At 65.4% G+C, this 23,428-nt stretch carries 21 protein-coding genes and 2 tRNA genes; 12 read left to right on the forward strand and 11 right to left on the reverse strand.

The features are described 5' to 3' along the window. Positions 1-101 precede the first annotated feature (101 nt). From AD89_RS0113260 to AD89_RS0113295, 7 genes are all read left to right on the forward strand, one after another. A tRNA-Ile gene (locus AD89_RS0113260) sits at positions 102-175 on the forward strand. Between the two features lie 171 nt (positions 176-346). Further along, positions 347-419 (forward strand) — tRNA-Ala (locus AD89_RS0113270). Between the two features lie 176 nt (positions 420-595). Further along, positions 596-1,369 carry a potassium channel family protein gene (locus AD89_RS0113275; RefSeq protein ID WP_025779650.1) on the forward strand — a complete coding sequence of 258 codons (774 nt, stop codon included), beginning with the start codon at positions 596-598 and terminating at the stop codon, positions 1,367-1,369. 209 nt (positions 1,370-1,578) lie between these two features. Next, positions 1,579-3,027, forward strand: a complete 1,449-nt coding sequence (locus tag AD89_RS0113280) for an MDR family MFS transporter (RefSeq protein ID WP_155807448.1) — start codon at positions 1,579-1,581, stop codon at positions 3,025-3,027. 145 nt (positions 3,028-3,172) lie between these two features. Beyond that, complete coding sequence (locus AD89_RS0113285) at positions 3,173-5,734, forward strand: excinuclease ABC subunit UvrA (protein WP_025779655.1); 2,562 nt, start codon at positions 3,173-3,175, stop codon at positions 5,732-5,734. A gap of 140 nt (positions 5,735-5,874) precedes the next feature. Then, positions 5,875-7,206: a sodium:proton exchanger gene (locus AD89_RS0113290; protein WP_081770482.1), complete on the forward strand. Its 1,332-nt coding sequence runs from the start codon at positions 5,875-5,877 to the stop codon at positions 7,204-7,206. A gap of 10 nt (positions 7,207-7,216) precedes the next feature. Beyond that, positions 7,217-7,891, forward strand: a complete 675-nt coding sequence (locus tag AD89_RS0113295) for a metal-dependent transcriptional regulator (RefSeq protein WP_197021763.1) — start codon at positions 7,217-7,219, stop codon at positions 7,889-7,891. A 166-nt stretch (positions 7,892-8,057) separates the two neighbouring features. Here AD89_RS0113295 and AD89_RS0113300 read toward each other — a convergent pair whose 3' ends face one another. The 3 genes from AD89_RS0113300 to AD89_RS0113310 form a co-directional block, all read right to left on the reverse strand. Next, complete coding sequence (locus AD89_RS0113300; protein ID WP_025779661.1) at positions 8,058-9,431, reverse strand: aldehyde dehydrogenase family protein; 1,374 nt, start codon at positions 9,429-9,431, stop codon at positions 8,058-8,060. A gap of 94 nt (positions 9,432-9,525) precedes the next feature. Beyond that, positions 9,526-10,959 (reverse strand): aldehyde dehydrogenase family protein, encoded by a 1,434-nt coding sequence (locus tag AD89_RS0113305; protein ID WP_197021764.1) that lies wholly within the window; start codon positions 10,957-10,959, stop codon positions 9,526-9,528. Continuing rightward, complete coding sequence (locus tag AD89_RS0113310; RefSeq protein WP_025779665.1) at positions 10,956-12,518, reverse strand: GMC family oxidoreductase; 1,563 nt, start codon at positions 12,516-12,518, stop codon at positions 10,956-10,958. Before AD89_RS0113310 ends, AD89_RS0113305 begins: the two co-directional genes overlap by 4 nt. Before the next feature lie 138 nt (positions 12,519-12,656). Between AD89_RS0113310 and AD89_RS0113315 the strand changes: the two genes are divergently transcribed. Then, positions 12,657-13,154, forward strand: a complete 498-nt coding sequence (locus AD89_RS0113315) for a GbsR/MarR family transcriptional regulator (RefSeq protein WP_197021765.1) — start codon at positions 12,657-12,659, stop codon at positions 13,152-13,154. 227 nt (positions 13,155-13,381) lie between these two features. On the opposite strand, the gene AD89_RS18675 is transcribed toward AD89_RS0113315, so the two are convergent. From AD89_RS18675 to AD89_RS0113330, 3 genes are read right to left on the reverse strand one after another with little or no spacing between them, the layout of a single operon-like run. Further along, positions 13,382-13,726, reverse strand: a complete 345-nt coding sequence (locus AD89_RS18675) for a VOC family protein (protein ID WP_035320844.1) — start codon at positions 13,724-13,726, stop codon at positions 13,382-13,384. Between the two features lie 35 nt (positions 13,727-13,761). After that, positions 13,762-14,280 (reverse strand): DinB family protein, encoded by a 519-nt coding sequence (locus AD89_RS0113325; RefSeq protein ID WP_025779669.1) that lies wholly within the window; start codon positions 14,278-14,280, stop codon positions 13,762-13,764. Continuing rightward, positions 14,277-14,708: a DUF488 domain-containing protein gene (locus AD89_RS0113330; RefSeq protein ID WP_025779671.1), complete on the reverse strand. Its 432-nt coding sequence runs from the start codon at positions 14,706-14,708 to the stop codon at positions 14,277-14,279. The genes AD89_RS0113325 and AD89_RS0113330 overlap by 4 nt, the downstream gene beginning before the upstream one ends. A 200-nt stretch (positions 14,709-14,908) precedes the next feature. Between AD89_RS0113330 and AD89_RS18680 the strand changes: the two genes are divergently transcribed. The 3 genes from AD89_RS18680 to AD89_RS0113340 are packed head-to-tail and all read left to right on the forward strand — an operon-like array spanning position 14,909 to position 16,941. After that, positions 14,909-15,925 carry a Dyp-type peroxidase gene (locus tag AD89_RS18680; RefSeq protein WP_051505258.1) on the forward strand — a complete coding sequence of 339 codons (1,017 nt, stop codon included), beginning with the start codon at positions 14,909-14,911 and terminating at the stop codon, positions 15,923-15,925. 36 nt (positions 15,926-15,961) lie between these two features. Beyond that, positions 15,962-16,144 carry a hypothetical protein gene (locus tag AD89_RS18685; RefSeq protein WP_035320845.1) on the forward strand — a complete coding sequence of 61 codons (183 nt, stop codon included), beginning with the start codon at positions 15,962-15,964 and terminating at the stop codon, positions 16,142-16,144. Continuing rightward, a complete protein-coding gene (locus AD89_RS0113340) occupies positions 16,141-16,941 on the forward strand; it encodes a family 1 encapsulin nanocompartment shell protein (RefSeq protein ID WP_025779673.1) in 801 nt (266 codons plus the stop codon). Before AD89_RS18685 ends, AD89_RS0113340 begins: the two co-directional genes overlap by 4 nt. Before the next feature lie 279 nt (positions 16,942-17,220). Here AD89_RS0113340 and AD89_RS0113345 read toward each other — a convergent pair whose 3' ends face one another. From AD89_RS0113345 to AD89_RS0113365, 5 genes are all read right to left on the reverse strand, one after another. Next, complete coding sequence (locus AD89_RS0113345) at positions 17,221-17,871, reverse strand: TetR/AcrR family transcriptional regulator (RefSeq protein WP_025779675.1); 651 nt, start codon at positions 17,869-17,871, stop codon at positions 17,221-17,223. Further along, the gene (locus AD89_RS0113350; protein WP_025779676.1) at positions 17,861-19,555 is read right to left on the reverse strand and encodes an AMP-binding protein; all 1,695 of its coding nucleotides are present in this window, start codon (positions 19,553-19,555) and stop codon (positions 17,861-17,863) included. Before AD89_RS0113350 ends, AD89_RS0113345 begins: the two co-directional genes overlap by 11 nt. 62 nt (positions 19,556-19,617) lie before the next feature. Then, positions 19,618-20,379 (reverse strand): SDR family NAD(P)-dependent oxidoreductase, encoded by a 762-nt coding sequence (locus AD89_RS0113355; protein WP_025779678.1) that lies wholly within the window; start codon positions 20,377-20,379, stop codon positions 19,618-19,620. 104 nt (positions 20,380-20,483) lie between these two features. Next, positions 20,484-21,629 carry an acyl-CoA dehydrogenase family protein gene (locus AD89_RS0113360; RefSeq protein ID WP_025779680.1) on the reverse strand — a complete coding sequence of 382 codons (1,146 nt, stop codon included), beginning with the start codon at positions 21,627-21,629 and terminating at the stop codon, positions 20,484-20,486. Between the two features lie 62 nt (positions 21,630-21,691). Continuing rightward, a complete protein-coding gene (locus AD89_RS0113365; protein WP_025779682.1) occupies positions 21,692-22,525 on the reverse strand; it encodes an enoyl-CoA hydratase-related protein in 834 nt (277 codons plus the stop codon). Between the two features lie 226 nt (positions 22,526-22,751). Between AD89_RS0113365 and AD89_RS0113370 the strand changes: the two genes are divergently transcribed. Continuing rightward, entirely contained in the window at positions 22,752-23,387 is a 636-nt protein-coding gene (locus AD89_RS0113370) for a hypothetical protein (protein WP_231488679.1), read from the forward strand. Positions 23,388-23,428: the final 41 nt, after the last annotated feature.

Genomic DNA, 23,428 nt, shown 5'->3' on the forward strand with positions numbered 1-23,428 from the left:
TCAGGTAGCAATAAGGGGAGGGTGTGAGAGGGGTCACGGTTCGCCGATTTGTGTTTGGCTGCGGTCGATGGGTATTGTTTTACTTCGGGTTCACCCGATAAGGGCCTATAGCTCAGGCGGTTAGAGCGCTTCGCTGATAACGAAGAGGTCCCTGGTTCAAGTCCAGGTAGGCCCACGTCCTGTCACAACAGGATTTCTTTTCGAGGAGGATCATGAGAAGATGGATTCTCAGCGGTCTCACTGTAGTGGGACTGGGAGTATTCTTCGGGTGGCGGCACCGCAACCAGGGTGCCCAGGCCGAATGGTCCGAACACACCGACTCGGTGTGAGGGTGTGAACCCATTTCGGGGGTATGGCGCAATTGGTAGCGCATCTGCTTTGCAAGCAGAGGGTTAGGGGTTCGAGTCCCCTTACCTCCACTCGAGTAGTTTTGAGACAGCACTCGTAGAACGAAGGCTCCGAACCGATTGCGGTTCGGAGCTTTCGTCGTCTGCGCCGGCGATGAGCGGTACCGAAGGGTCGGCAGAGAACGCCGGCTCATCGGTCATGGAACGTGTCATCGTCGATGTCCGGAAGGCACTGCTAGAGTCGACGCGTGACATCGCAACGTTGGCAGGACATCATGGAATGGCCGCTCATCACCACGGCGGTGATCTTTCTCGCCGCGTACAGCTGGCAGGTCATCGGAGAGCCGACCGGGCGAGCCGGAGACATCGCCTACGGGATAGTGTTCGCCTCCTGGCTCGTCTTCATCGTCGACTACGCCGTCAATCTCATCCTCGCGCAGCGACGGTGGGAGTGGTTCGTCCATCATCTCTTCGAACTCGTCGTCATCGTCCTCCCGCTGCTGCGTCCACTGCGCGTGCTCAGAGCGATCACCGTTCTGCACGTTCTCAATCGGACGATCGGGACTGCGGTTCGGGGCCGGATCCTCATCTACACCGCCTCGGCGTCGGCGCTGCTCGTCTATGCCGCCTCGCTGGCCGTGCTCGATGCCGAACGGCACACGGACTCTGCGATCAACACGATGGGAGACGCCATCTGGTGGTCGTTCGTGACCATCACGACTGTCGGCTACGGCGATATGACACCTGTCACCGGAGTGGGAAGGACGCTGGCGGTGTGCCTCATGCTCGGAGGCATCGCGCTGCTCGGTGTCGTCACGGGAACGCTCGCCTCATGGATCGTTGAGAAGGTCTCGACGAATGTCGACGAGAACCAAGCGGCGACGGTCGCCCACGTTCGCCGACTCGAGGACAGGATCAGCGAACTCACCCGCAGTCTCGACGCTGTCGCAGAGCAGATCGGCGGCGAATCGGCAGCAACCAGGCATTCGGAGGAGATGAGGACCGGACGGTCGACAGAATAGGGTTCTCCCCACTGTCGGCGCGAAACGGGAATACGTTAGTCTGAGATGCTGTTGACCCCTTCGTCTGCGCGTCGATTCGGCATCTGCGTGCGACCTCCGCCCACACCCCGGGCCATTCAGACACATCCGAACGGAGCACCGTCTTGTCCAGCGACAGCTCACCCGCACAGGCGCAGACACAGCATAGCGACACCATCGACCCGGCCGGCATGCGAGTCATCTGGCTGCTGCTCGTGGCTGCCTTCGTAGCCATTCTCAATGAGACGACGATGGCCATCGCCATCCCCGAGCTCAACAAGGCCCTCGGCATCCCTCCGGAGCTCGGCCAGTGGCTGACCAGCGCGTTCATGCTCACCATGGCCGTCGTCATCCCGACGACCGGTTTCCTCCTCCAGCGCTTCACCACGCGTCAGATCTTCTTGGCCGCGATGATCCTGTTCTCCACCGGCACGCTCATCTGCCTCGTCTCGCAGGGATTCATCCTGCTCCTCATCGGACGCATCGTCCAAGCCGCAGGAACCGGCATCATGATGCCCCTGCTGATGACCACGATGATGAACGTGGTCCCGGCACATTCGCGCGGTCGGATGATGGGTCGAGTCGGCCTTGTCATCTCATTGGCACCGGCCATCGGACCGACGATGTCGGGCATCGTCCTCGATTCGCTCGGCTGGCGCTGGCTCTTCGGAATCATCCTGCCCATCGCGCTCATCGCACTGGCACTCGGCGCGAAGTGGATGACCAACCTCGGCGAGTCGACTCACGCCCCCATCGACATCGTCTCCATCATCCTGTCCGTGTTCGCCTTCGGCGGCATAGTCTACGGCCTCAGCCGGTTCGGCGGCGGCCACGGCGGTGAGGCAGGCGGCGGATCGACGAGCACCCTGGCATGGGCGACGATCGGCGGCGGAGTCGTCTTCCTCGCTCTCTTCGTGTGGCGTCAGCTCGTCCTGCAGAAGAGCGATCGCGCCCTGCTCGACCTGCGCGTGTTCAACTCGCGCAACTACGTCTTCTCGGTCATCATCATGGCCGTCGTCGCACTGTCGATGTTCGGCACCTTCTCTCTGCTGCCCCTGTACCTGCAGAGCGTCGTCGGCCTCGGCGCCACCCAGTCGGGTCTCGTGCTCCTGCCGGGGTCGGTGCTCATGGGCCTGCTCGGCCCTGTGATGGGTCGGATCTATGACGCTCGCGGACCCAAGACGCTGCTCGTTCCCGGCACGATCATGATCGCCTCCTCGATGTTCGCGTACTCGACGGCCGGGGTGGGCACGCCGATCTGGCTGCTCATCATCATCCAGATCGTCATGTCCCTGGGCCTGGCGGGTTCGTTCACTCCGCTCTTCTCCGCGTCACTGGGGTCGTTGGACCGCCACCTGTACTCGCACGGTTCGGCCGCGCTCAACACCCTGCAGCAGGTTGCGGGAGCCGCCGGAACCGCGCTGCTCATCTCGATCTACTCCGCTGCATTGCATGCCGGCCAGGCCGACGGCAAGTCCGTCCCCGAGGCGGGAGCCCCCGGCGGGCACGCCGCGTTCCTGCTGGCGACGGTCATCGCGATCGTCCCCGTCGTCCTCGCGTTCTTCATCCGCAAGCCCGAGGATCAGGACGACTATCCCGCCGAGGTGGTCGAACCGACCGAGGCCAGCCGCGCCGAATGACGGTCGGCCCCGCCGAATGACGGTCGGCCCCTGACTGCGGCCGGCTGAGGCCCATCGAACCCCTCGTTCCGAATTTCCCGGAACGAGGGGTTCTGTCGTCGGCCACCTCGGTGATCGGAGGTCCCGACCTTGGTACGGTGACCTCATGACCTCCTCTGTGCCCGCGGATCCGACATCCTCGACCGAGATCCAGCCGGACGTGCGGGTCCGCGGGGCCAGGGAACACAACCTGCGCAACGTCGACCTCACCGTGCCCCGGGATGCGCTCGTCGTGTTCACCGGAGTGTCCGGATCGGGCAAATCCTCCCTGGCCTTCGGCACTCTCTTCGCCGAGTCCCAACGGCGGTACCTCGAATCCGTGGCACCGTATGCCCGCAGGCTCATCGACCAGGCAGGGGTCCCCGACGTCGATTCGATCACGGGAATGCCGCCGGCCGTCGCCCTGCAGCAGCAGCGCGGCGGGCGCAGCGCACGCTCGAGCGTCGGCAGCATCACCACGGTGTCCAGCCTCGTGCGCATGCTCTACTCACGGGCGGGACGGTACCCGGAGGGACAGTCGATGCTGTTGGCCGAGGATTTTTCGACGAACACCGTCGAAGGTGCCTGCCCGGAATGCCACGGAATCGGCCGCGTCTACGAGGTGCCCGAGGACAAGATGGTCCCGGATCCGACGCTGACGATCCGGGAGCGCGCCATCGCTTCCTGGCCGAAGGCCTGGCACGGCCACCAGCTGCGCGATGTGCTCGTCGCTCTCGGCTACGACGTCGATGTCCCCTGGCAGGACCTGCCGCGCGAACACCGCGATTGGATCCTCTACACCGAGGAGACTCCGCACCTTCCCGTCCACTCCCGGCTGACGCTGGACGAAGCGCGCGAAGCGATCGCAGCAGGCGCCGAACCGACCTATTCGGGAACCTTCGTCGGAGCCCGGAAGTACGTGCTCGACACGTTCGCGAACACGAAGAGTGCCGGGATGAAGCGTCGCGTCGCCGAGTTCCTCAGTGCCGGTCCCTGCCCCGTGTGCCACGGAAAGAAACTCAGGCCCGACGCTCTGTCGGTGACGATCGCCGGTCTCGACATCGCCGAATTCTCCGCCCTGCCGCTGCATGAACTCATGTCCGTCCTTCGCGATGAGGTCGCCTCGGCGAAGGCGACCATGGACACAGACGATCACCCCTCGGCGGACAAGCTTGCCGCATTCGTCCGCCTCGGCGAGGGTCTCATCGACCGGCTCCGCCCGATCGTCGACCTCGGCCTCGGGTACCTCTCGTTCGATCGGACCACACCGACGCTGTCCGGCGGTGAGCTGCAGCGGCTGCGATTGGCCACCCAACTGACCTCGGATCTCTTCGGCGTCGTCTACGTGCTCGACGAACCCTCCGCCGGCCTCCACCCGCAGGACGTCGATGCCCTACTGGGCATCCTCGACGGGTTGAAGGACCGCGGGAACAGCCTCTTCGTCGTCGAACATTCCGTCGACATCATGAGGCATGCCGACTGGCTCGTCGACATCGGGCCCGGGGCCGGCGAACGCGGCGGGGACGTCCTCTACAGCGGGCCGACGGCCGGACTTGCCGAGATCGACGAATCCGTGACCAGGGGCTATGTCTTCGGCGGACGCGGACTCGAACCCCACGAACCCCGGCATCCACGAGGCTGGATGAAACTTGCGAACATCCGCCGCAACAATCTCCACGACATCAGCCTCGACCTGCCGCTGGGCTCACTGACCGCCGTGACCGGAATATCGGGATCGGGAAAGTCCAGCCTCGTCAGTCAGGTTCTCCCGGCCCTCGTCGGCGACCGACTGGGCACCTCCACCACTGCTGACGAACCGGCGTCCGATGATGACGCACTCCTGCTCGCCGACGAACCCGAGGACCTTGATGGCACCGTCACCGGGGAACTCACCGGGATCCGACGGGTGGTGAGCATCGATCAGAGGCCCATCGGTCGCACGCCCCGGTCCAACGTCGCAACCTACACCGGCCTGTTCGACCATGTGCGCCGGCGCTTCGCCGAGACCCCCGAGGCCAGAGAGCGCAGTTACAAGCCCGGCCGCTTCTCGTTCAACGTCGCCGGTGGACGTTGCCCCACCTGCGAGGGTGAAGGATCTGTCATGGTCGAGCTGCTGTTCCTGCCCTCGGTCTACACCGAGTGCCCCGACTGCCACGGCACCCGCTTCCAGTCGAGCACCCTGGAGATCCTGTGGCGCGGACGCACCATCGCCGAGGTGCTGGCCATGAGCGTCGAGGAAGCCCACGACTTCTTCACCGGCGAATTCGACATCATGCGCTCCCTGACCGCCCTCATCGACGTCGGCCTCGGCTACCTGCGCCTCGGCCAACCCGCCACCGAACTCTCCGGCGGTGAGGCGCAGCGGGTCAAACTCGCCAGCGAGCTCCAGCGCTCCCAGCGCGGTGACACCCTCTACGTCCTCGACGAACCCACCTCCGGACTGCATTGTGCGGATGCCGACCGGCTCGTCGCACACCTGCAGACCCTCGTCGACGCCGGCAACACGGTCATCATGGTCGAACTCGATATGCGCGTCGTGGCCGTCGCCGACCACGTCGTCGAACTCGGCCCCGGCGCCGGTGACGACGGCGGTCGGGTCGTGGCGACCGGCACCCCCGCCGACATCGTCGATGCCGGAGCGGGCCCCTCCGCGAAATACCTCGCCGCGGCACTCTCCGAACTCCGGTGATCTGAGGCACACGACTTCATCTCAGCGGGCCGTGAGATCCCCAGAAACAAGCGGATCCCGGCACCTTTCGCAATTGTTGGAGGCGTCTAAGTCTCAGTTGTGCGTAGACACACCCGATTCGCGGCGGGAAGTCTTGAGATATGCCCACCGCAATCATCCGCCGCATCGCGATCTGCCTCGTCATCGCCGCACCCGCCGTGGTGCTTCGCGTCACCGGTGTCGAACTCGCTCCGGTTCTCGAGCTCCTCGCGTTCGGCGCCGCCATCGTCGCGGCCGCCTTTCTCCTGGCCTGGGCCGCCGAGGCGGCGCAGAAGGACATCTCGGGTGCTCTGGCGATCGCCCTGCTCGCCCTCATCGCGGTCCTCCCGGAATACGCCGTGGACCTCTACTACGCGTTCCGATCAGGATCTGACCCCGATTACCTGCACTTCGCGGCGGCGAATATGACCGGATCAAACCGACTGCTGCTCGGCTTCGGGTGGCCGCTCGTCGTCATCATCGCCCTCCTCGTCGCCCGCCGCATGGCCAAGCGGACGAAGGCCCCCATCCAGCATTCCCTGCGCATCGACTCGGGCAGCCGGATGGACATCGGCTTCCTCGTCATCCTCGGTGTGATCGCCTTCGCTATTCCGCTGCTCGGCAGCATCCCCATCTGGTTCGGCTCAGCCCTCGTCCTCATCTTCGCCGCCTATCTGTGGCGGGCCGGACAGGCCGCGGGAGATGACGACGAGGAGTTCGTCGGCGCCGCGGCCCTCATCGTCGCCATGCCGCAGAAGGCCCGCCGGATCACAGTGGTCACCATGTTCGTCGTCTCAGCCGCGATCATCCTGCTCTCGGCCGAACCGTTCGCCGAGGCACTCGTGGCCTCGGGTGAGCGCCTCGGCATCGACAGCTACTTCCTCGTCCAGTGGCTGGCCCCGCTGGCCTCGGAAGCACCCGAGTTCATCATCGCCGCGATGTTCGCCGTCCGCGGCATGGGCGGGGCCGCCATCGGCACGCTCATCGCCTCGAAGGTCAACCAGTGGAGCCTGCTCGTCGGCTCCCTGCCGATCGCGCACTTCGCCGGTGGCGGCGGCCTCGGGCTGCCCCTGGACGGGCGGCAGATCGAGGAGTTCACGCTCACGGCCACGCAGACCATCCTCGGCGTCGCGATCATCCTGGCTCTGCGCTTCCACTGGGCACCCGCGCTGGGACTCGCCGCGCTCTTCGGATTGCAGTTCTTCGTCACCGATACGTCCGGGCGCTACATCCTCTCCGCGATCCAGGCGGTGCTGGCGATCGTGTTCCTCATCCTCCACCGGGGTGACATCCTGCCCACCCTCGCCGCTCCGTTCCGCCGTCCCCCGCGAGAGAGTGCAGATGAGACCGTCGATGACAGTGAGATGCGCACCCCCGCCGAGGCGGCCGAACCGAAGCGCGAATCGATGGTCGGAACCGCGCCCGATCCGAAATCGGCCGGTACCCGCGCGTAGAATGACCATCATGCCGCGCCCCGCTGTCACTCGCATGGTCGAGGATTACGTCACCCTCATCTGGAAGGCCTACGAATGGCCGGGCGGTCGTCCCTCCACTACGGAGATGGCCGAGCAGCTGGGAGTGACCGCCTCGACGGTATCGGCGAACCTGAAGAAGCTCGCCCGCGACGGCTACATCGACTACGAACCCTACGGGCAGATCGTGCTCACCGACGCGGGCCGGCGGATCGCTGTCGAGATCGTCAGGCGTCACCGCATCGTCGAGTCCTACCTCGTCGAGGCCCTGGGCCTGACCTGGGATCAGGTCCATGACGAGGCGGATCGGCTCGAACATGCCGTGTCCGATCTTGTCCTCGAACGGATGAACGCAGCGATGGGAAGTCCGCAGCGCGATCCGCACGGGGATCCGATCCCCGACGCTGACGGACGCACCGCCGAATTCCCGAGTCGGCGTCTGCAGGAGACACCACCGGGTGTCGAGGTCGAGGTCGTCCGGGTCTCCGACCGTTCACCCGAGCTGCTGCGCTATCTCACCGATCGGGGAATCGTCATCGGTACGAAGCTGCAGGTGAGATCGATCAGTTCGGCCGCCTCGTCGATCGCGGTGAGCATCGGGGACGAGAGCATCGAACTCGCCCTCGACGCCGCCGACGCGATCCGCGTCGGACCCGCTCTCGGCTGAGGACCAGGCGACCGGTCCGACACCGGCATCGCCGCGTGCATGGGGCTCGAGTCTCTCAGCTTCCACCACGAGTACCTCAAACGACAACGCCCGGTCGGCTGCGAATGACTCGCAGCCGACCGGGCGTCGTCTATTGCTCCGGACTCAGACCGGGGCGCGCACGGGATCAGGCGTGGACGCGGATGAGGTGTTCGTTGGTGAACGCCTGGAACGCCCACTGAGCGTTCTCGCGGCCGTAGCCGGAGCGGTTGATGCCGCCGAAGGGGTACTCCGGTCCGGACTCCATGTGGCTGTTGATCAGGGTCATGCCGGCGTTGATCTTCTTGCCGAACTCCTGACCCTTCTCGAGGTCATCGGTCCACACCGAGGACATGAGGCCGTATTCGGTGTCATTGGCCAGACGCAGAGCATCCTCTTCGTCCTTGGCGCGGTAGATCATCACGGCCGGTCCGAAGAGCTCGTTGCAGCCCAGGTCCGACTTCGGGTCGATGTCGGTGAGCACGGCCGGGGACATGAACCAGCCGGGACGGTCAAGCTTCTTGCCCCCGGTGTGCAGGGTCGCGCCATCGGCAACACCCTTCTCGATCGCCTCGATGATCTCGTCACGAGCACCTTCGGAGGACACGGGTCCCATACCGACCTCGGGGTCGTCGAAGTCCGAAACCTTCGTAGCCTCGGCGGCCTTGACGGCCTCCGCGACGAATTCGTCGTAGAGCTCATCGACGACGATCATGCGCTTGGGCGAGGTGCAGACCTGGCCAGCGTTCGCCAGGCGCAGCCCGACGAGCTTCTGCGCGACCGAGGCTACGTCCTTCGAGTCGAGGACGACCGCCGGGTCGTTTCCGCCGAGCTCGAGGACCGCGCGCTTGTAGTACTTCGCGGCGATCGCGGCCACCGACGCACCGGCACCCTCGGAACCGGTGAGCGAGAAGCCCTTGACGCGGAAGTCCTTGAGGACCTCCTCGGCGTGGGAGGAATCGAGGTAGATGTTCTGGTACACGCCCCTCGGCAGTCCCGCCTCGGTGAGGAGGTCCTCGAAGTACTGCGAGGACTTCGGGCAGATCGATGCCTGCTTCATGATGATCGTGTTGCCGACCATGAGGTTGGGCAGCACGAAGCGGGCGATCTGGTTGTACGGGAAGTTCCACGGCATGATGCCCAGCAGCACGCCCAGCGGCTGGTGCTCGACATAGCTTTTGGCCGCACCGGCGGCGGCCAGGTGGGTCGTGGACAGGTGGGTGGCGGCGTTGTCGGCCATCCAGCGGGCGGTGCGGGCGACCTTGTCGACCTCGCCGAGGCCCTGCTTCTTGATCTTGCCCATCTCACGGCCGATGATGTCGGTCATCTCATCGGCGTTCTCATCGACGAGATCGGCGAACTTGCGCAGGATCGCTGCGCGCTCATGCAGCGGCGTCTCCTTCCACGCCAGATGTGCCTCGTGGGCACGATCGATGTAGGCGGGAATCTCCTCTTTGGGAACCGAGGCGAACTCTTCCTCGACTTCGCCGGTGTTGGCATTGGTGACAGCGAACTTGCTCATGGAACGTCCTTTCACGGGTTGACGATCTGTGCCCTGTAACAAACTACAGTCTCGCGCCATTCCGCGACACTTGAGTCCATGCCTGGGCCAAGCCTCAATCGTCGACGGCAGCGATGTGGACGGTCGTGGGACGCGTGGCGGCATCGAACGCCGCAGTCGTTCCCGTGGCTCCCATCCCGCTGGCCCGCGCCGGTTCGTACGTACGGATGCTGCCGCCACCCTGCCAGGCGTTGATCCAGACGACTCCGGCGGGAATGCGTGAAGCCTCGTCGAGGTGGTCAGGGTCACGCGAGTACACGGTGGCTGCGAGCCCGAACGAGGACCGGGACGCGAGCTCTACGCCCTCAGCGAACGAAGAGACGACGGTGATGGGGGCGACGGGTCCGAATGTCTCCTCGGTCATCAGCGCCATCGATTCGTCGACGTCGGCGATGACGGTGGCCGGATAGAAGAACCCGGTTCCCTCGGGCAGCTCTCCGCCGGAGAGCACCGTGGCGCCCTTGGCGACGGCGTCGACGATCTGGGCGTGCACCGACCGGCGCTGTCGATCATCGACGAGCGGTCCCATCATCACACTCGGATCGAGACCGTCACCGTAATCGAACCCCTCGGCTGCAGAGACCAGCTCTTCGACGAACTTCTCGGCGATCGCCTCGTGGACGTAGATGCGCTCCATCGACGTGCAGATCTGGCCGGTGTTGACGAAGGATCCGAAGGCGACTGCCTGCGCCGTAGCGGGGACATCGACATCCTCGTCGACGATGACGGGGTCCTTGCCGCCCAGCTCGAGCACTGCCCGATGCAGGGCACGCCCCGAGGCGGCCCCGACCGCGCGCCCCGCTGCGACCGACCCCGTGAAGTGGACGAGGCCGACGTCGTCGTGGGCGACCAGCGGTTCGCCGGCGTGGGCGTCGCCGAGCACGAGGTTGAGCACTCCGGCGGGCAGGTCGAGCAGTTCGACGAGCTTCACCGTCGACAGCGGTGAGCGCTCCGAGGGCTTGACCACCAGGGTGTTGCCCGCAGCCAGCAGGGGACCAAGCGCGCCGAGGACCATGGCGACAGGGAAGTTCCACGGAGTGACGACCGCCGCCACTCCCACCGGGTGCCGGACGATGAGGGTGTGCCCGCCGTCCGGATCCTCGATTCTGGTCGTGAACGGGTAGTCGAGCGCCTCCGCGGCCGCTGCGCGTAGACCCGCGACGCCGGCGGCGATGAAGCCGCGGCCGATGCCGATCGGCTTGCCCATCTCTCGGCATTCGAGCTCGGCGAGTTCTTCGGTGTGCTCTTCGATGCGATCGGCCCAGTCGCGGATTCGGGCGACTCTGTCCTCGAGCGCGGTCGTCGCCCAGGTCTGCTGGGCCCGCTTGGCTGCGGCGACTGCCGCGTCGATGTCGGCCGGGCATCCGCGACCGAATTCGGCCTCGGCGACCTCGGTGGCGGGATTGACCACGCTGAGACGATGCTCATCGTGCGAATCGGTCCAGGCGCCGTCGATGTGGTTCTGCAGGGTCAGCACTGTTCTTCTCACTCCTTGATGCGATCGGCCATGAGTTCGCCGACCATGATGGCTGCCAGATTGGTGTTCGCCCTCGGCACCGCCGGGAAGACGGAGGCGTCGACGACGTGGAGGTTCTCGAATCCGTGCACCCGACAATCGGCGTCGACGACGGTGGTCGGATCCTCAGTTCGGCCCATCCGGCATGTGCTCGTGCCGTGCTGCGCGTCGGCGACGGTGGCGAGCAGGTGAGCATCGAGTGCTTCGTCGTCGTCGAGTGCGGCAAAGAGCTCGGGATTGCACTCCTCGACGGAGCCGCCGAGGATGGCCCGGACTGCGTCCTCGTCGAGCAGCTCTGCCAGGCGCCTGACCCCCAGCCGCAACCGCGCACGGTCACCGGGTTCGGAGAGCATCTTTTCGGCGACGAGGGGTTGGTCGAGAGGGTCGGCCGAGGTCAGAGTGACGCTGCCGCGGGAGTCCGATTGGTTGAGCCAGACCCCGAGGGCGCCGTATTCGGCACCCGTGTTCGCCGTCGCCATGGAGATCACGCTCTGGTTCATCGACACGAACATGAGATCGTTGAATCTCCCGTCGCCGCTCGACCAGCGTACGCAGACATTCGTGTGCCGATCGTTCGGCGTCGAGACCCCCGCCGAGGCGGTGAGCGGAAGAGTGATCGATGCCATCGCGTGATCCTGCAGACCCTGCCCGACGGGCAGATCGGCCCGGCAGTCGATGCCGAGGGACCTCAGATGCTCGCGGGGCCCGATGCCCGAGCGCATGAGGATGGCCGGGGAATGGACGGCGCCGGCACTGAGCACGATCGTAGTGGCGTACCGCTCCTCGGGCACTTCGTCGACGAGGACTCGGACACCGACGGCCCTCCCGCTCTCAAGGATGACACGGTCGACGGTCGCCTCGCCGAGGATGGTCAGCGTCGGCAGCTCGCGTGCCCCTTCGAGGTAGGCGTCGTTGACGCTGACCCGGCGCGAATCGCGGGAGTTGATCGGATAGGGAGAGACCCCGGTGGCCCGCGGCGCGTTGACGTCGGCGGCCCATGGGAATCCGGCGGCCAGTGCCGAATCGGCCAGGGCGGAATCGACCGATCCCCACCTCTCACGAGGCGCACGGTAGATGGGAGTGGGTCCGGAGTCCCCGTGATAGACGGCCGCGCCGAACTCCTCGTCTTCTTCGAGGGCGATGAAGGCGGGAAGCACCTCGGCGCCCGACCAGCCCTCGCAACCGGTCTGCGCCCATTCGTCGAAGTCCTCGAGAGGAGGACGGATGGCGATCTGCCCGTTGATCGAGGAGCTTCCGCCCAAGCCCCGTCCGCGCCAGTACGGTGCAGGTGGCTGTGCCTCGGTGCGCGTGGCCTCGAGATCGGTCCACATCATCCCGTCGATGGCATCGGGATCCATGATCGCGACCGCGGGATTCGGCGATCTCCAGGCCTCGTGCATCTGTGCTGACCGATAGTCGCGACCGGCCTCGAGAAGAAGGACGCGTTTGCCCTGCTGTGCCGAACGTACGGCGAATGCTGCGCCGGCTGAGCCGGCTCCGACGACGATGATGTCCCAGTTGTCTTCTTTCACGTCACATCTTCCTTGAGAACGAGTAGTTTGGGAGCCAGTGGCGGATCGTTCCGCTCAGCACCTAGAATGACTGACATCACAAAGTTCAGTCAATAGTGAATGTTCATCAATAACTGAACTGTTATGAAGGGGATCGATGTGACGGCATCCGTGCCGGAAGGCAGCCGAGGCGTGGAGGAGTCGCTGGTCGAGAGCTTCGGTCGACGCATCGGCGAGGCGATGAGCTGGCCCCCGATGGCCGGTCGCGCGGCCGGAGTCCTCATGCTCAGCGAGACACCGCTGACCATGGCCGAGCTGCAGGAGCGGCTCGCCGCCAGCAAGGGCTCGGTTTCGGAGACCACGCGACTGCTCATCGACAACGGAGTCATCGAGAGGTTCAAAGAGCCCGGTCAGCGGCAGTTCGTGTACCGCTGGCGCGCCGACGCCTGGGTGGGCTGTCTCGAGCACCAGCGGCAGACGACGGCGCAGCTGCTCGATTTCGCGGAATCGGCCGACCGCGAGGGCCGGGGACTTCCCCCGGTGCAGAGGGAGCGTCTCGAACAGATGAACGAGTACTACCGCTTCATGGCCGACCGCCTCGACGGACTGCTCGCAGAGTACTCGCGATCACCGACATCAGGCGTTGGGGGACGGTAGCGGAGGTTCCTGCTCCGCGGCGCTGGCCCGATCCCGCTACGAGCGATCGACGCCGTTGAAGGAACCGATGCCGAAGCCCCCAAGCACTCCTGGCCCAGGATCCCGAGGCAGCCGGCCGCTTCGGTGAGCAGCGGGGAGAACCAGGAGTAGACAGCGGCCCGGAACGGTATTCGGATATGGTTGGGTCTTGGGCCTGGTGGAACGACGAATGCTTGGGGAAAGTCGTTTCAGCCGAGGATGCAGAACTCGTTGCCCTCGGGGTCGGCGAGGACGACCCAGGGTTCGTCTCCGGTCTGACCCACATCGACACGGCGTGCTCCGAGGTCGAGGAGGCGGGCCACCTCGGCGTCCCGATCATCGGGCCGGAAATCGAGGTGGAGTCGGTTCTTCGCGACCTTCTCTTCCCGGTCGATGCCGATGATGATTCCCGGCAGGCGATCGGGGGTCTGCCGGATCTCGATCTCCGTGTCGTTCTCGTCGACGATCACCCAGCCGAGCGCCCGAGCCCACCAGCGCCCGAGCGTGAACGGGTCGGACGAATCGATGACGATCTGCTCCCATTCCAATGACATGGCCTCGCCTTTCGCCGGTCGTTTCGGTCGTGTTGTCAGGCCCCGACGTCGCCGAGGTGGTGCCGGACTTCGTGGAGTCCGTAGAGCGTGAGTGAGGCGACGGTGAAGGCATGACCGTCGGAGCGGAAGCCCCGCCGATCCCATTCCTCCCCGCTGACCTGGGACAGGAGGCCGGCATACGACTCAGCGGCCACACGCAGGGCGGGGGCCACCTCGGCGGGATTCTGATGGGCATAGTCGGAATCGACGGCGACCGCATCGCCGTCGAAGTTGTCCAAGGTCGGGTCGGTCTCGGCCAGCATGCGCTCGGTGCGGCGGCGGAATTCGTCGAGGACATCGCGCAGATGGGCGGCGTACTCGACGTCGGACCACCGGTCGGGGTTGCGCCGTTCGGTGGCGTCAGCCCTGGTCAGGACCGTCTGCCAGGTGGCGGCCGCCTCGGCGAGGGTGGAGGGGACTCCGGTCGGGTCCTCGGTGCCGGTGAAGCCGCACTCGGAGCAGCCCCCGGTGAGGACATCGGTCCAGTCGCGGGTGTCAGGGCTGATCTCGCTCATTCGCTGGCCTTGCCGCTCGTCTTTGCGCCACTCGTCTTCTTGTCGTCTTTGAGGATCTCGGCGAGCACCGTGGCCTGGCTGATGTCGTCGCGCTTGGCCGCGGTGAGCAGGGTCAGAGTCCCCGTCCGTGCGAGCTCGCGCAGCTCATCGAGAGCCTGCGCGGCATCATCGTTCTTCAGTTCCTCGCGGAAGCGGCGGGCGAACTCGTCGAACTTCTCCGGGTCGTGGGAATACCACTTGCGCAGCTCGGTCGAGGGCGCGACGTCCTTGACCCATTCGTCGAGGTGGGCCTTGTCTTTGCTCACCCCGCGCGGCCAGACGCGATCGACGAGGATCCGTGTCCCATCGGACTTCTGCACGTCGTCGTAGATGCGGCGGACCCGGACCTCGTGTGCGCTGCTCTTGGCGGAGCTCTTCTTCTCGGACATCGGCAGATGCTCCTTTCGCTCGCTTCCCTTCGAGTGTACGACGGCGTCACGGCCTTCGTGCCTGTCGATCTCAGGGGTGCCTTTCGACCGACGCGCACCGTGGCCAATCGCGCCTGGTGAGGCGTAGACGTCCGAGACGGAGGCCACCTTGGTGTCTCGAGGTGCACCGCGCCGAATCCGCGAGCGGAGGAGATGATGCAGTGACCGTCTGGCAACAGGCATTCCCCAATGGGAAGAGTCCGCAACGGGTGCTCGTTCCGCCGTCGCCGTCGGCGATCTTCCTCGTCCTCACCGTTCGCCCCGGATTCGAGAGCACAGCCAAGGACTTCCTGCCCGAGATCGCAGGTCTGACCCGAACGGTGGGCTTCCGCTCCCGCGAAGCAGATCTCAGCTGTGTCATGGGCATCGGCGCCGACCTCTGGGACCGCATGTTCACCGCGCCCCGACCATGGGGTCTCCACCCGTTCATCGAACAGCGCGGAGACGTCCACACGGCACCGTCCACCCCCGGTGACCTGCTGTTCCACATCCGCGCTCGCCGCCCGGACCTGTGCTTCGAACTCGCCCGCCTCATCGATGACGCATTGCAGGGCGCCGTCGATGTCGCCGACGAAGTCCACGGCTTCCGGTATTTCGACGAACGTGACATCCTCGGCTCCGTCGACGGCACCGAGAACCCCGAGGACCAGGGTGCCGTCGATGCCGTGTTCCGCCACCCCGATGACGCCGTATCGGATTCCGCCGAGGAGGGACCCGATGTCGCAGCCGCCGTCGGGGCAGGAGCCGGGGCCGGAGCCGTTCCCGGCAATGGCGCCCCGGGGTATCCGGGAAGCACCTATGTGATCGTTCAGAAATACACGCATGACATGTCGGCCTGGGACGAGCTCAGCGTCGAGGAGCAGGAAGCGGCCTTCGGGCGGCACAAACTCTCCGACGTCGAATTCGCCGAGGAGGACAAGGCCCCGAACTCGCACCTCGTGCTCAATTCGATCGAGGACGAGGACGGCAACGACCGGGAGATCGTGCGCGACAATATGGTCTTCGGATCCGTCGGCTCCGGGGAATACGGCACCTACTTCATCGCCTATGCCGCCGACGTGACGACGACCGAGCAGATGCTTACGAACAAGTTCATCGGAGACCCGGTGGGCACCTACGACCGGATCCTCGACTTCTCGACCGCGGTGACCGGCGGGCTGTTCTTCGTCCCGTCTTAGGATTTCCTCGACGATCCCGACGAGGAACTTATCCAGGTGGGACTCGGGATCGGTGGAGCCGCCTCGGCGAAGGTCGACGGACCGGACAGCGACGGCGGAGCGGACGACGACCCGGTCGCCGATGATCCGGCAGACAGCGATGACCCGACAGACGCAGACCCCTCAGCACCCACGGACGGCAGCCTGGGAATCGGCAGCCTGAACAGGAGACGACAGTGAACAATCTCTATCGCGAACTCGCCCCCATCACCGGCCCGGCCTGGGCGGAGATCGAGGAAGAGGCTCGACGCACCTTCAAGCGCAATATCGCCGGTCGGCGCATCGTCGACGTCGAAGGGCCGACCGGCTTCGAGACCTCCTCGGTGACCACGGGGCACATCAAACATGTGCAGTCGTATTCGTCGGGTCTGCACATTCGGCAGCGCATCGTGCAGGAATTCGTCGAACTGCGCGCCCCATTCACGGTCACGCGTGAGGCCATCGACGACGTTGCGCGCGGCTCCGGCGATTCGGACTGGCAGCCGGTCAAGGACGCGGCGACGACGATCGCGCTGGCCGAGGACCGGGCCATCCTGCACGGGCTCGACTCCGCGGGAATCGGCGGCATCGTCCCGAACTCGTCGAACGCGGTCGTGACCCTGCCTGATGCGGTCGAGGACTATGCGGACGCGGTGGCGCAGGCGCTGTCCGGCCTGCGCACGGCCGGTGTCGACGGGCCCTACAGCCTTCTGCTGTCCGAGGCCGAGTACACGAAGGTCTCCGAGTCGACCGACCACGGTTTCCCGATCCGCGACCACCTCTCGCGCCAGCTCGGTGCCGGGGAGATCGTCTGGGCGCCGGCTCTCGAGGGCGCCCTGCTCGTGTCCACCCGCGGCGGCGACTACGAACTCCACCTCGGCCAGGACCTGTCGATCGGCTACAGCGGCCACGACAGTGAGACAGTCGAGCTGTATCTGCAGGAGACCTTCGGCTTCCTCGCGCTCACCGACGAATCGAGCGTGCCGCTGCACTCGTGATGAGGCCGCCTTCACTCATGGTCAGGCCGCCTTCACTCGTGGTGAGGTTGTCGGAATGACCGACGAGCCGCTGGTGTGCAGGCTTCTGCCCCCGTCACGGCGCGGAGTTCGTCAGCGTCCGTCATCGGGTTTCGTCCACTTCGTCATCGGGTTTTGATCCAGTCATCGAGTTTTCTCTCGATGACTGGATCAAAACCCGATGACTCCGCACGAGGTGGCCCGGCGGGGCCGTCCTCGGTAGTCAGGGGCAGGCTTGCTGCCTGTCTTATCGAGTGCGGCTTACGGCTTCCCGATCCGCTCCCGAGCCGCCTCGCTGAGGTTGCTCAGCACGAGCGTGCGCACCTGCCGGTCGATATAGGTCTCCAGGTCGAGCCCGATCCGCTGGAAGTACCAGTACTTGAGCGCCCACATGTGGGCGATCGACATGAGGTCGTGCCCGAGCACCTGCGCATCGACATCACGTAAATCGCCGGCATCGACGGCGGCGGTGACGACGTCGACGAGGGGTTGGAGGGTTTCGAGCTCCTGGTCCTGAATCGACTTCAGTCCGTCCTTCGACAGTGCCCTTGAGACCTGATAAGTGAGCACGACCGCATGCCTCTGCTCACCAACGATGCGGCAGAACTCCGTGAACGCGGCGATGACCTTGTCCACGGGTTCGGCCGCCTCGGCGATGGCCGAGGGAACGCGCAGTCGGAACTCCTCGAGGACGCGGGTGATTGCGGCCAGCACGATCTGCTCTTTGTCCGAGAAGTACTTGTACAGCAGTCCGACGCTGACCCCACCGGACCTTGCGATCGCCTGCATGGACACCGAATGGGTGCCCTTCTCCTGCATCAGACGCACGGCTGCGTCGACGATCTGCCGCTCTCGGAATTCCGCGCGGGCGCCGCGGACGATCGCGTTGAGGTCTTCGGATTCAGCTGACATGCTCGGCGGCGACTTCCTCTCTGAGCTTGAACTTCTGAATCTTACCGCTTGGCGTACGAGGGAACTCGTCGAGGCACTGCAGTGCCTCTGGCCAGTACTGCTTGGCCACTCCCTTCGTGTCGAAGAACTCCTGCAGATCGTCCATCGTCAGGCTGTGGCCCTCGTTGAGGGTGACGACCGCGCACGCGATCTCCTGCAGCCGGGGATGTGGCACCGCGACGACGGCGACCTGCGAGACCGCGGGATGTTCGTAAAGGATGTTCTCGATATAGGCCACGGGAATGTTCTCACCGCCGCGGATGATGATGTCCTTCGACCGCCCTGCAATCCGAATGAAGCCCTCATCATCCATTTCGGCGAGGTCTCCCGTATCGAGCCAAACGCCTGCGAAGGCGTCTGCCGTCTGCTTCGGTTCATCGAGGTAGCCGACGAACAGGAATGGGCCCGTGACCTGGACTTTTCCTTCGACACCCGCGGGAACGGGTTCCCCGAGGGGGTCGACGATGCGCACTTTCATCGAGCCCAGGGCGCGTCCGTCGGTGCTCGTGACCTTCCCTTCCGAGTCGCCCGGTGCCGTCATCGTCACCAGCCCGCATTCCGTCTGTCCCCAGCCGCCGAAGACGTTGAGCTCCGGCAGCAGCGTGCGCGCCTCGTTGACCATGACGCGCGGAATTGGGGCGCCCATGCAGCAGAAGTGCGTCAGCGAGGACAGATCGTGCTGCGTCGACTTCGCCACCTCGAGCAGATCGTGGAGGAACGGAGTCGCCCCAGATGTGTGCTGGATTCCGTGTTCGGCGACGAGACGGGCGAACTCCTCGCCGTTCCACACGTCCTGGAATACGCCCGATCCGCCGATGAGAAGGGGCAGGCACACTCCGTACATATAACCGGTGAGATGGCCGAAGGTCGAGGCCATGTGGATGACCGAATCCTCGTCCAGGCCCAGGTGATCCGGCCACGGCAGCGAGGCCGCGAGCACGTTGTTGTGCGTGTGCATCACGCCCTTGGGATTGCCCGTCGTCCCGGAGGTGAAGAGGATCAGACCGACATCATTGGGGTCGGGGCGCCGATCGTCCCAATCGATGGATTCGATCGCCAAGGCGGCCGGCCGCGAACCGTCCAAGCTTGAGTCGCGTTCTCCTCGAGCCAGGAAATCCGTCCACTTCTCGAAGCCGTCCCGACCGTCGAAGGCTTCCTCGCCCGGGGTGTCGAGGACGATCGTGTGCTGCAGCCCCGGCAGGTTCGGACGGAGTCGGTCGACCATATCGGGATAGTCGAACTTCCGGAAGCGATTGGGCACGAAGAGCACGGAGACGCACGCCTTCTTCGCCATGTACTCGATCTCGCGGTCCCGATAGATCGGAATGAGGCCGTTGGTCACGGCGCCGGTCTTGATCGCGCCGAGGTGGATGACCAGCCATTCGTACCAGTTCGGCAGCTGCACGCCCACCACGTCACCGGGTTCGACCCCGAGATCGACGAGCGCCCGGGCACAGATGTCGATGTCCGAGCTGAGCTGGGCATAGGTGCGAGCACCGTAGGGATCGCGGGTGACGATCGCGTCCGGTCGTTGTGCGCTCCAGTGCTCGAGGTGGTCGAGCAGGGTCTGGTTCTTCCAGTCCCCGGATGAGGTGAATTCCTCGATGATGGAGTCGGTCAGGGTGGTCTCGAATCGGGTGGGCATAGCAGGGCTCCTTTGCTCTGGTGTCGTACCTGTGACTCGGGTGGTGCTGTTGGTCGTGCTCCTCAGGCCATCGTCAGTCCGCCGGAGACGGAGAGTGTCTGGCCGGTGACATAGGCGGAATCGGGACGGGCGAAGAAGGCCACGGCGTTCGCGAGGTCCTCGGGCTGAGCAAGCCGACGCATCGGAATCGCCTTCTCCAGAGCGGTGCGCAGCTTCGGATTGTCCGCAGAGATCTCGGCGAACAGCGGGGTGTCGGCCGGTCCGGGGCACACGCAGTTCGCGGAGATCCCGTAGCGGGCGACCTCGCGGGCAAAGGTCTTCGTGAACGAGATGATCCCGCCCTTGGCCGCCGAGTACACGGCCTCCCCGCTCGACCCGACCCGGCCGGCGTCCGAGCCGATGCTGATGACGGATCCCGATCCGGCTGCGATCATATGCTCGGCCGCCGACTGCGTGCAGTTGAGCGTGCCGAGGAGGTTGATCGCGATGACCCGCTGCCAGGTCGCCGGGGTCGATTCCATGAACGGTTCGACCTTGTCCCAGCCGGCGTTGTTGACGAGCACGTCGATGCGACCGAAGCGCTCGACCACCTCGGCGATCATGGAGTCCACGGCCGCACGGTCGGTGACGTCGGCGGCGAGTCCGATCGAATCGTTTCCCAGCGCAGAGGCGGTGTCCGTGGCTTTCTGAGCGTCGAGGTCGGCGACGACGACGGTGGCGCCGTCGGCGGCGAGTCGGGTACCGATTCCTTTGCCGATCCCGGAGGCGGCACCGGTGACGATGATGATGCGATCGGTCAGGGGTGCGGTTGTGGATGCTGACATGGTTGGTGTCCTTCCAGTGGTGGGTCTGATGCTGAGTCGCCAGGTGGGTGTGTTCGCTCCGGTCGGCCGGTGTTCCACTCGGTCGGCCGGTGTTCTCCTCCCGGTCAAGGGGCGAATTTCCGCCCGGCGGAGTTGCGGGCGATGATGAGTTTCATGATCTGGGCGGTGCCGTCGCCGATCTGCATGCCGAGCACGTCGCGCAGTCGCTTCTCGACGTCCCGGTCCTGTTTGTAGCCGTTCTGCCCGTGCAGAAGCAGGCACTGATGGACCGCGTGGTAGGCCTCGAGTGGGGCCCACCACTTGCACATGGCAGCCTGCGAGGTGTGCGGGAGGCCCTCGTCGCCGAGGCGCAGAGTGTCCAGACACAGCAGTCGGGCCGCCGCCATCTTCGTCTCCGCCTCGGCCAGGGGGAAGGAGACCCCTTGGAACTTCGACAGCGGCTGATCGAAGGCCTCACGTCCCTTGACGTAGGCCCAGGCATCCTCGATCGCGCGCGTCGCAGTCCCCGTGCACTGCAGTCCGATGAGTGCACGTGAGAAGTCGAATCCCTGCATGACCTGGGTGAATGCTCCGCCGACCTCGCCGAGGAGGTGGTCGGAGGGCACGCGGACATCGGTGAAGTCCACGCTGCCGCGGGCGACCGCCGCCTGGCCCATGTCGATGATGGGGTTCCGGGTCACCCCGGGAGCCTCGAGGTCGACGAGGAATGCCGAGATGCCCTTACCGCGCCCCGCCTCAGGATCGGTGCGGGCGAAGATCACCGTCGCCGTCGAGCTCATGGCCAGCGACATCGACTTCGTGCCGTTGACGATCCAGTCGTCGCCGTCCCGTCGGGCTGTGGTCGAGGGGTTTCCGGCGTCTGAACCAGCCTCCGGTTCGGAGAGCCCGATAGCCACCGTTTCGTCACCGGTTGTGATGAGGCGGCAGTAGTGGGCGGCCACCTCGGCGCTGGCATTGCGGGCGATGACCTGTCCGATGAGGGATCCGACGACCTGAACATAGGCGACGGTGAGGTCTCCGCGGGCGATGGCCTCGGTGACGAGACCCGCGGTGACCTTGGTCAGCCCGGCCCCGCCGAGGTGGGTCGGCAGTTCCGGGGCGATGAGACCGGCGCGGCCCATCTCCCGGGTGATATCGGCACCGATGCGGCCTGCGGCTTCGCGTTCGCGGGCCTCGCTGATGAGCCGCTCCTCGAATCCGGCCGCCGCATCGAGCAGGGTCTGGGTATCGGGGGTGAGAGTCGTGTCCACGGGAATCCTCTGTGCTGTCAGGGTCTGTGCGGGTGGGGCCTGTGCCGGCGGGGCGCCGGTGGTCAGTACGCGCCGTCGAAGCGGCTGAAGTCCGGGTCACGCTTCTCCGCGAAGGCGGCCGCGCCTTCGTGTGATTCCGGCGAGTGGGCGTAGAGGTCGAGGGCGCTCATGGCGAGGTTCGTGAAGCCGGTCTGCATCTCGGAGTCGGCGTTGAACGACTGCTTGAGGAAGCGCAGCGCCGTCGGAGCCTTGAGACCGAGGGCTCGGGCGCGTTCTTTGGCGCGGGGCATGAGTTCGTCGGCCTCGACGACCTCGTTGGCCAGACCCCAGGATTCGGCCTTCTGTGCGTCGACGAGTTCGCAGAAGTACCACATCTCACGGGCGCGCTTCTCGCCGATGACGCGGGCGAGGAAGGCCGAGCCGTAGCCGGCGTCGAACGATCCGACCTTGGGGCCAGCCTGGCCGAAGCGCGCGTGGGAGGCCGCGATCGTGATGTCGCAGAGGGTGGTGAGCACGTTTCCGCCGCCGATGGCGACGCCGTTGACCGCGGAGATCACCGGTTTCGGCACCGAGCGGATGACCTTGTGGAGTTCGGAGATGCGGAACATGCCGTAGCGGCTGGGGCCGTAGTCGCCGGTCTGCGCCTTCTGTTTGACGTCGCCGCCGGCGCAGAAGGACTTCTGCCCGGAACCGGTGAGGATGATCGAGCGGACGCGGTTGTCGCCCCAGGCGAGAGTGAAGGCTTCGATGAGTTCGTCGACGGTCTGCGAGCGGAACGAATTGAAGGAATCGGGCCGGTTGATCGTGATGACCGCGAAGGTCTCTTCCACCACGTAGAGTATGTCGTCGAAATCCGTGGCTGCGGTCTGCTGAGTCGGGTTGGTGGACGTTGGCATCGTTGCCTCCTCGAACGAAAAATGAATCTAGGTTCACACCAAGTGAACATCAGTTCATGAGCGAGGTCAAGAGCCGCGGTGCCGGAGGATTCTTGTGAATTCGCCGAGTTTCGTCCGTCCGCATCGGAGCGACGGTGGACTGGTGGAAGAATGTTGCCGACAAGGGTGCCGACTGGATGCACTGCTCAGATGCCGGCCGAGCCGAACTCCCGGCGATGGGTCGGGCGTGGCTGACGACGACGAGAGGCGGACGATGATGACCGCAGAAGCACCCGACCCGGATCACACGACAGGACTCAGCACCAGGCGGACAGCGGACGGTGCTGAGATCGGGGCGCTCATCGGTGCCGGCTTCGGACTGCTGTTCCTCGTCCTCAACACCGTCCAGTTCTCGACTTTGGGGCGCACACTCGTCATCACGGTCGGCGTCATCGTCTTCGCCGGCATCGTCGTCTTCGCTGTCCGCGGACTGCTGCGGAAACGTGGTGGTGGCGACCGCCTCGGCGAAACGGGGAAAAGCGGTCGTCGGGAACCGCCGTTCGGTCGCGCCTACTGGATCATCGTGCTCATCGAGGCGGTCCTGCTGTTCGCGGGAACCCGGCTGCTGGCGAGCCTCGGCCACTCGGAACTCGGAGTGGCGTGGGTGGCGGTGGTCGTCGGCACTCATTTCTTTGCGCTCGGTTGGGTTTTCGAGCTCGACCGCTTTCATGTGCTCGCCACCGCCGTGACCCTCTGCGGAATCGGCGGGTTCATCGCCTTCTTCGCGGCGGCTCCGGCGTTCATCCCGGTCATCAGCGGAGTGATCTCGGGCTTCGTGCTGCTCGCCTTCGCCGTGTGGGCCCTGGCCCCGACCGAGCGGTAGAGTCCGGCACGCATCGAGTTTTGTACGGATCGTCATCGGGT

Source organism: Brevibacterium sp. VCM10, from assembly GCF_000583215.1.
Taxonomy (GTDB): domain Bacteria; phylum Actinomycetota; class Actinomycetes; order Actinomycetales; family Brevibacteriaceae; genus Brevibacterium; species Brevibacterium linens.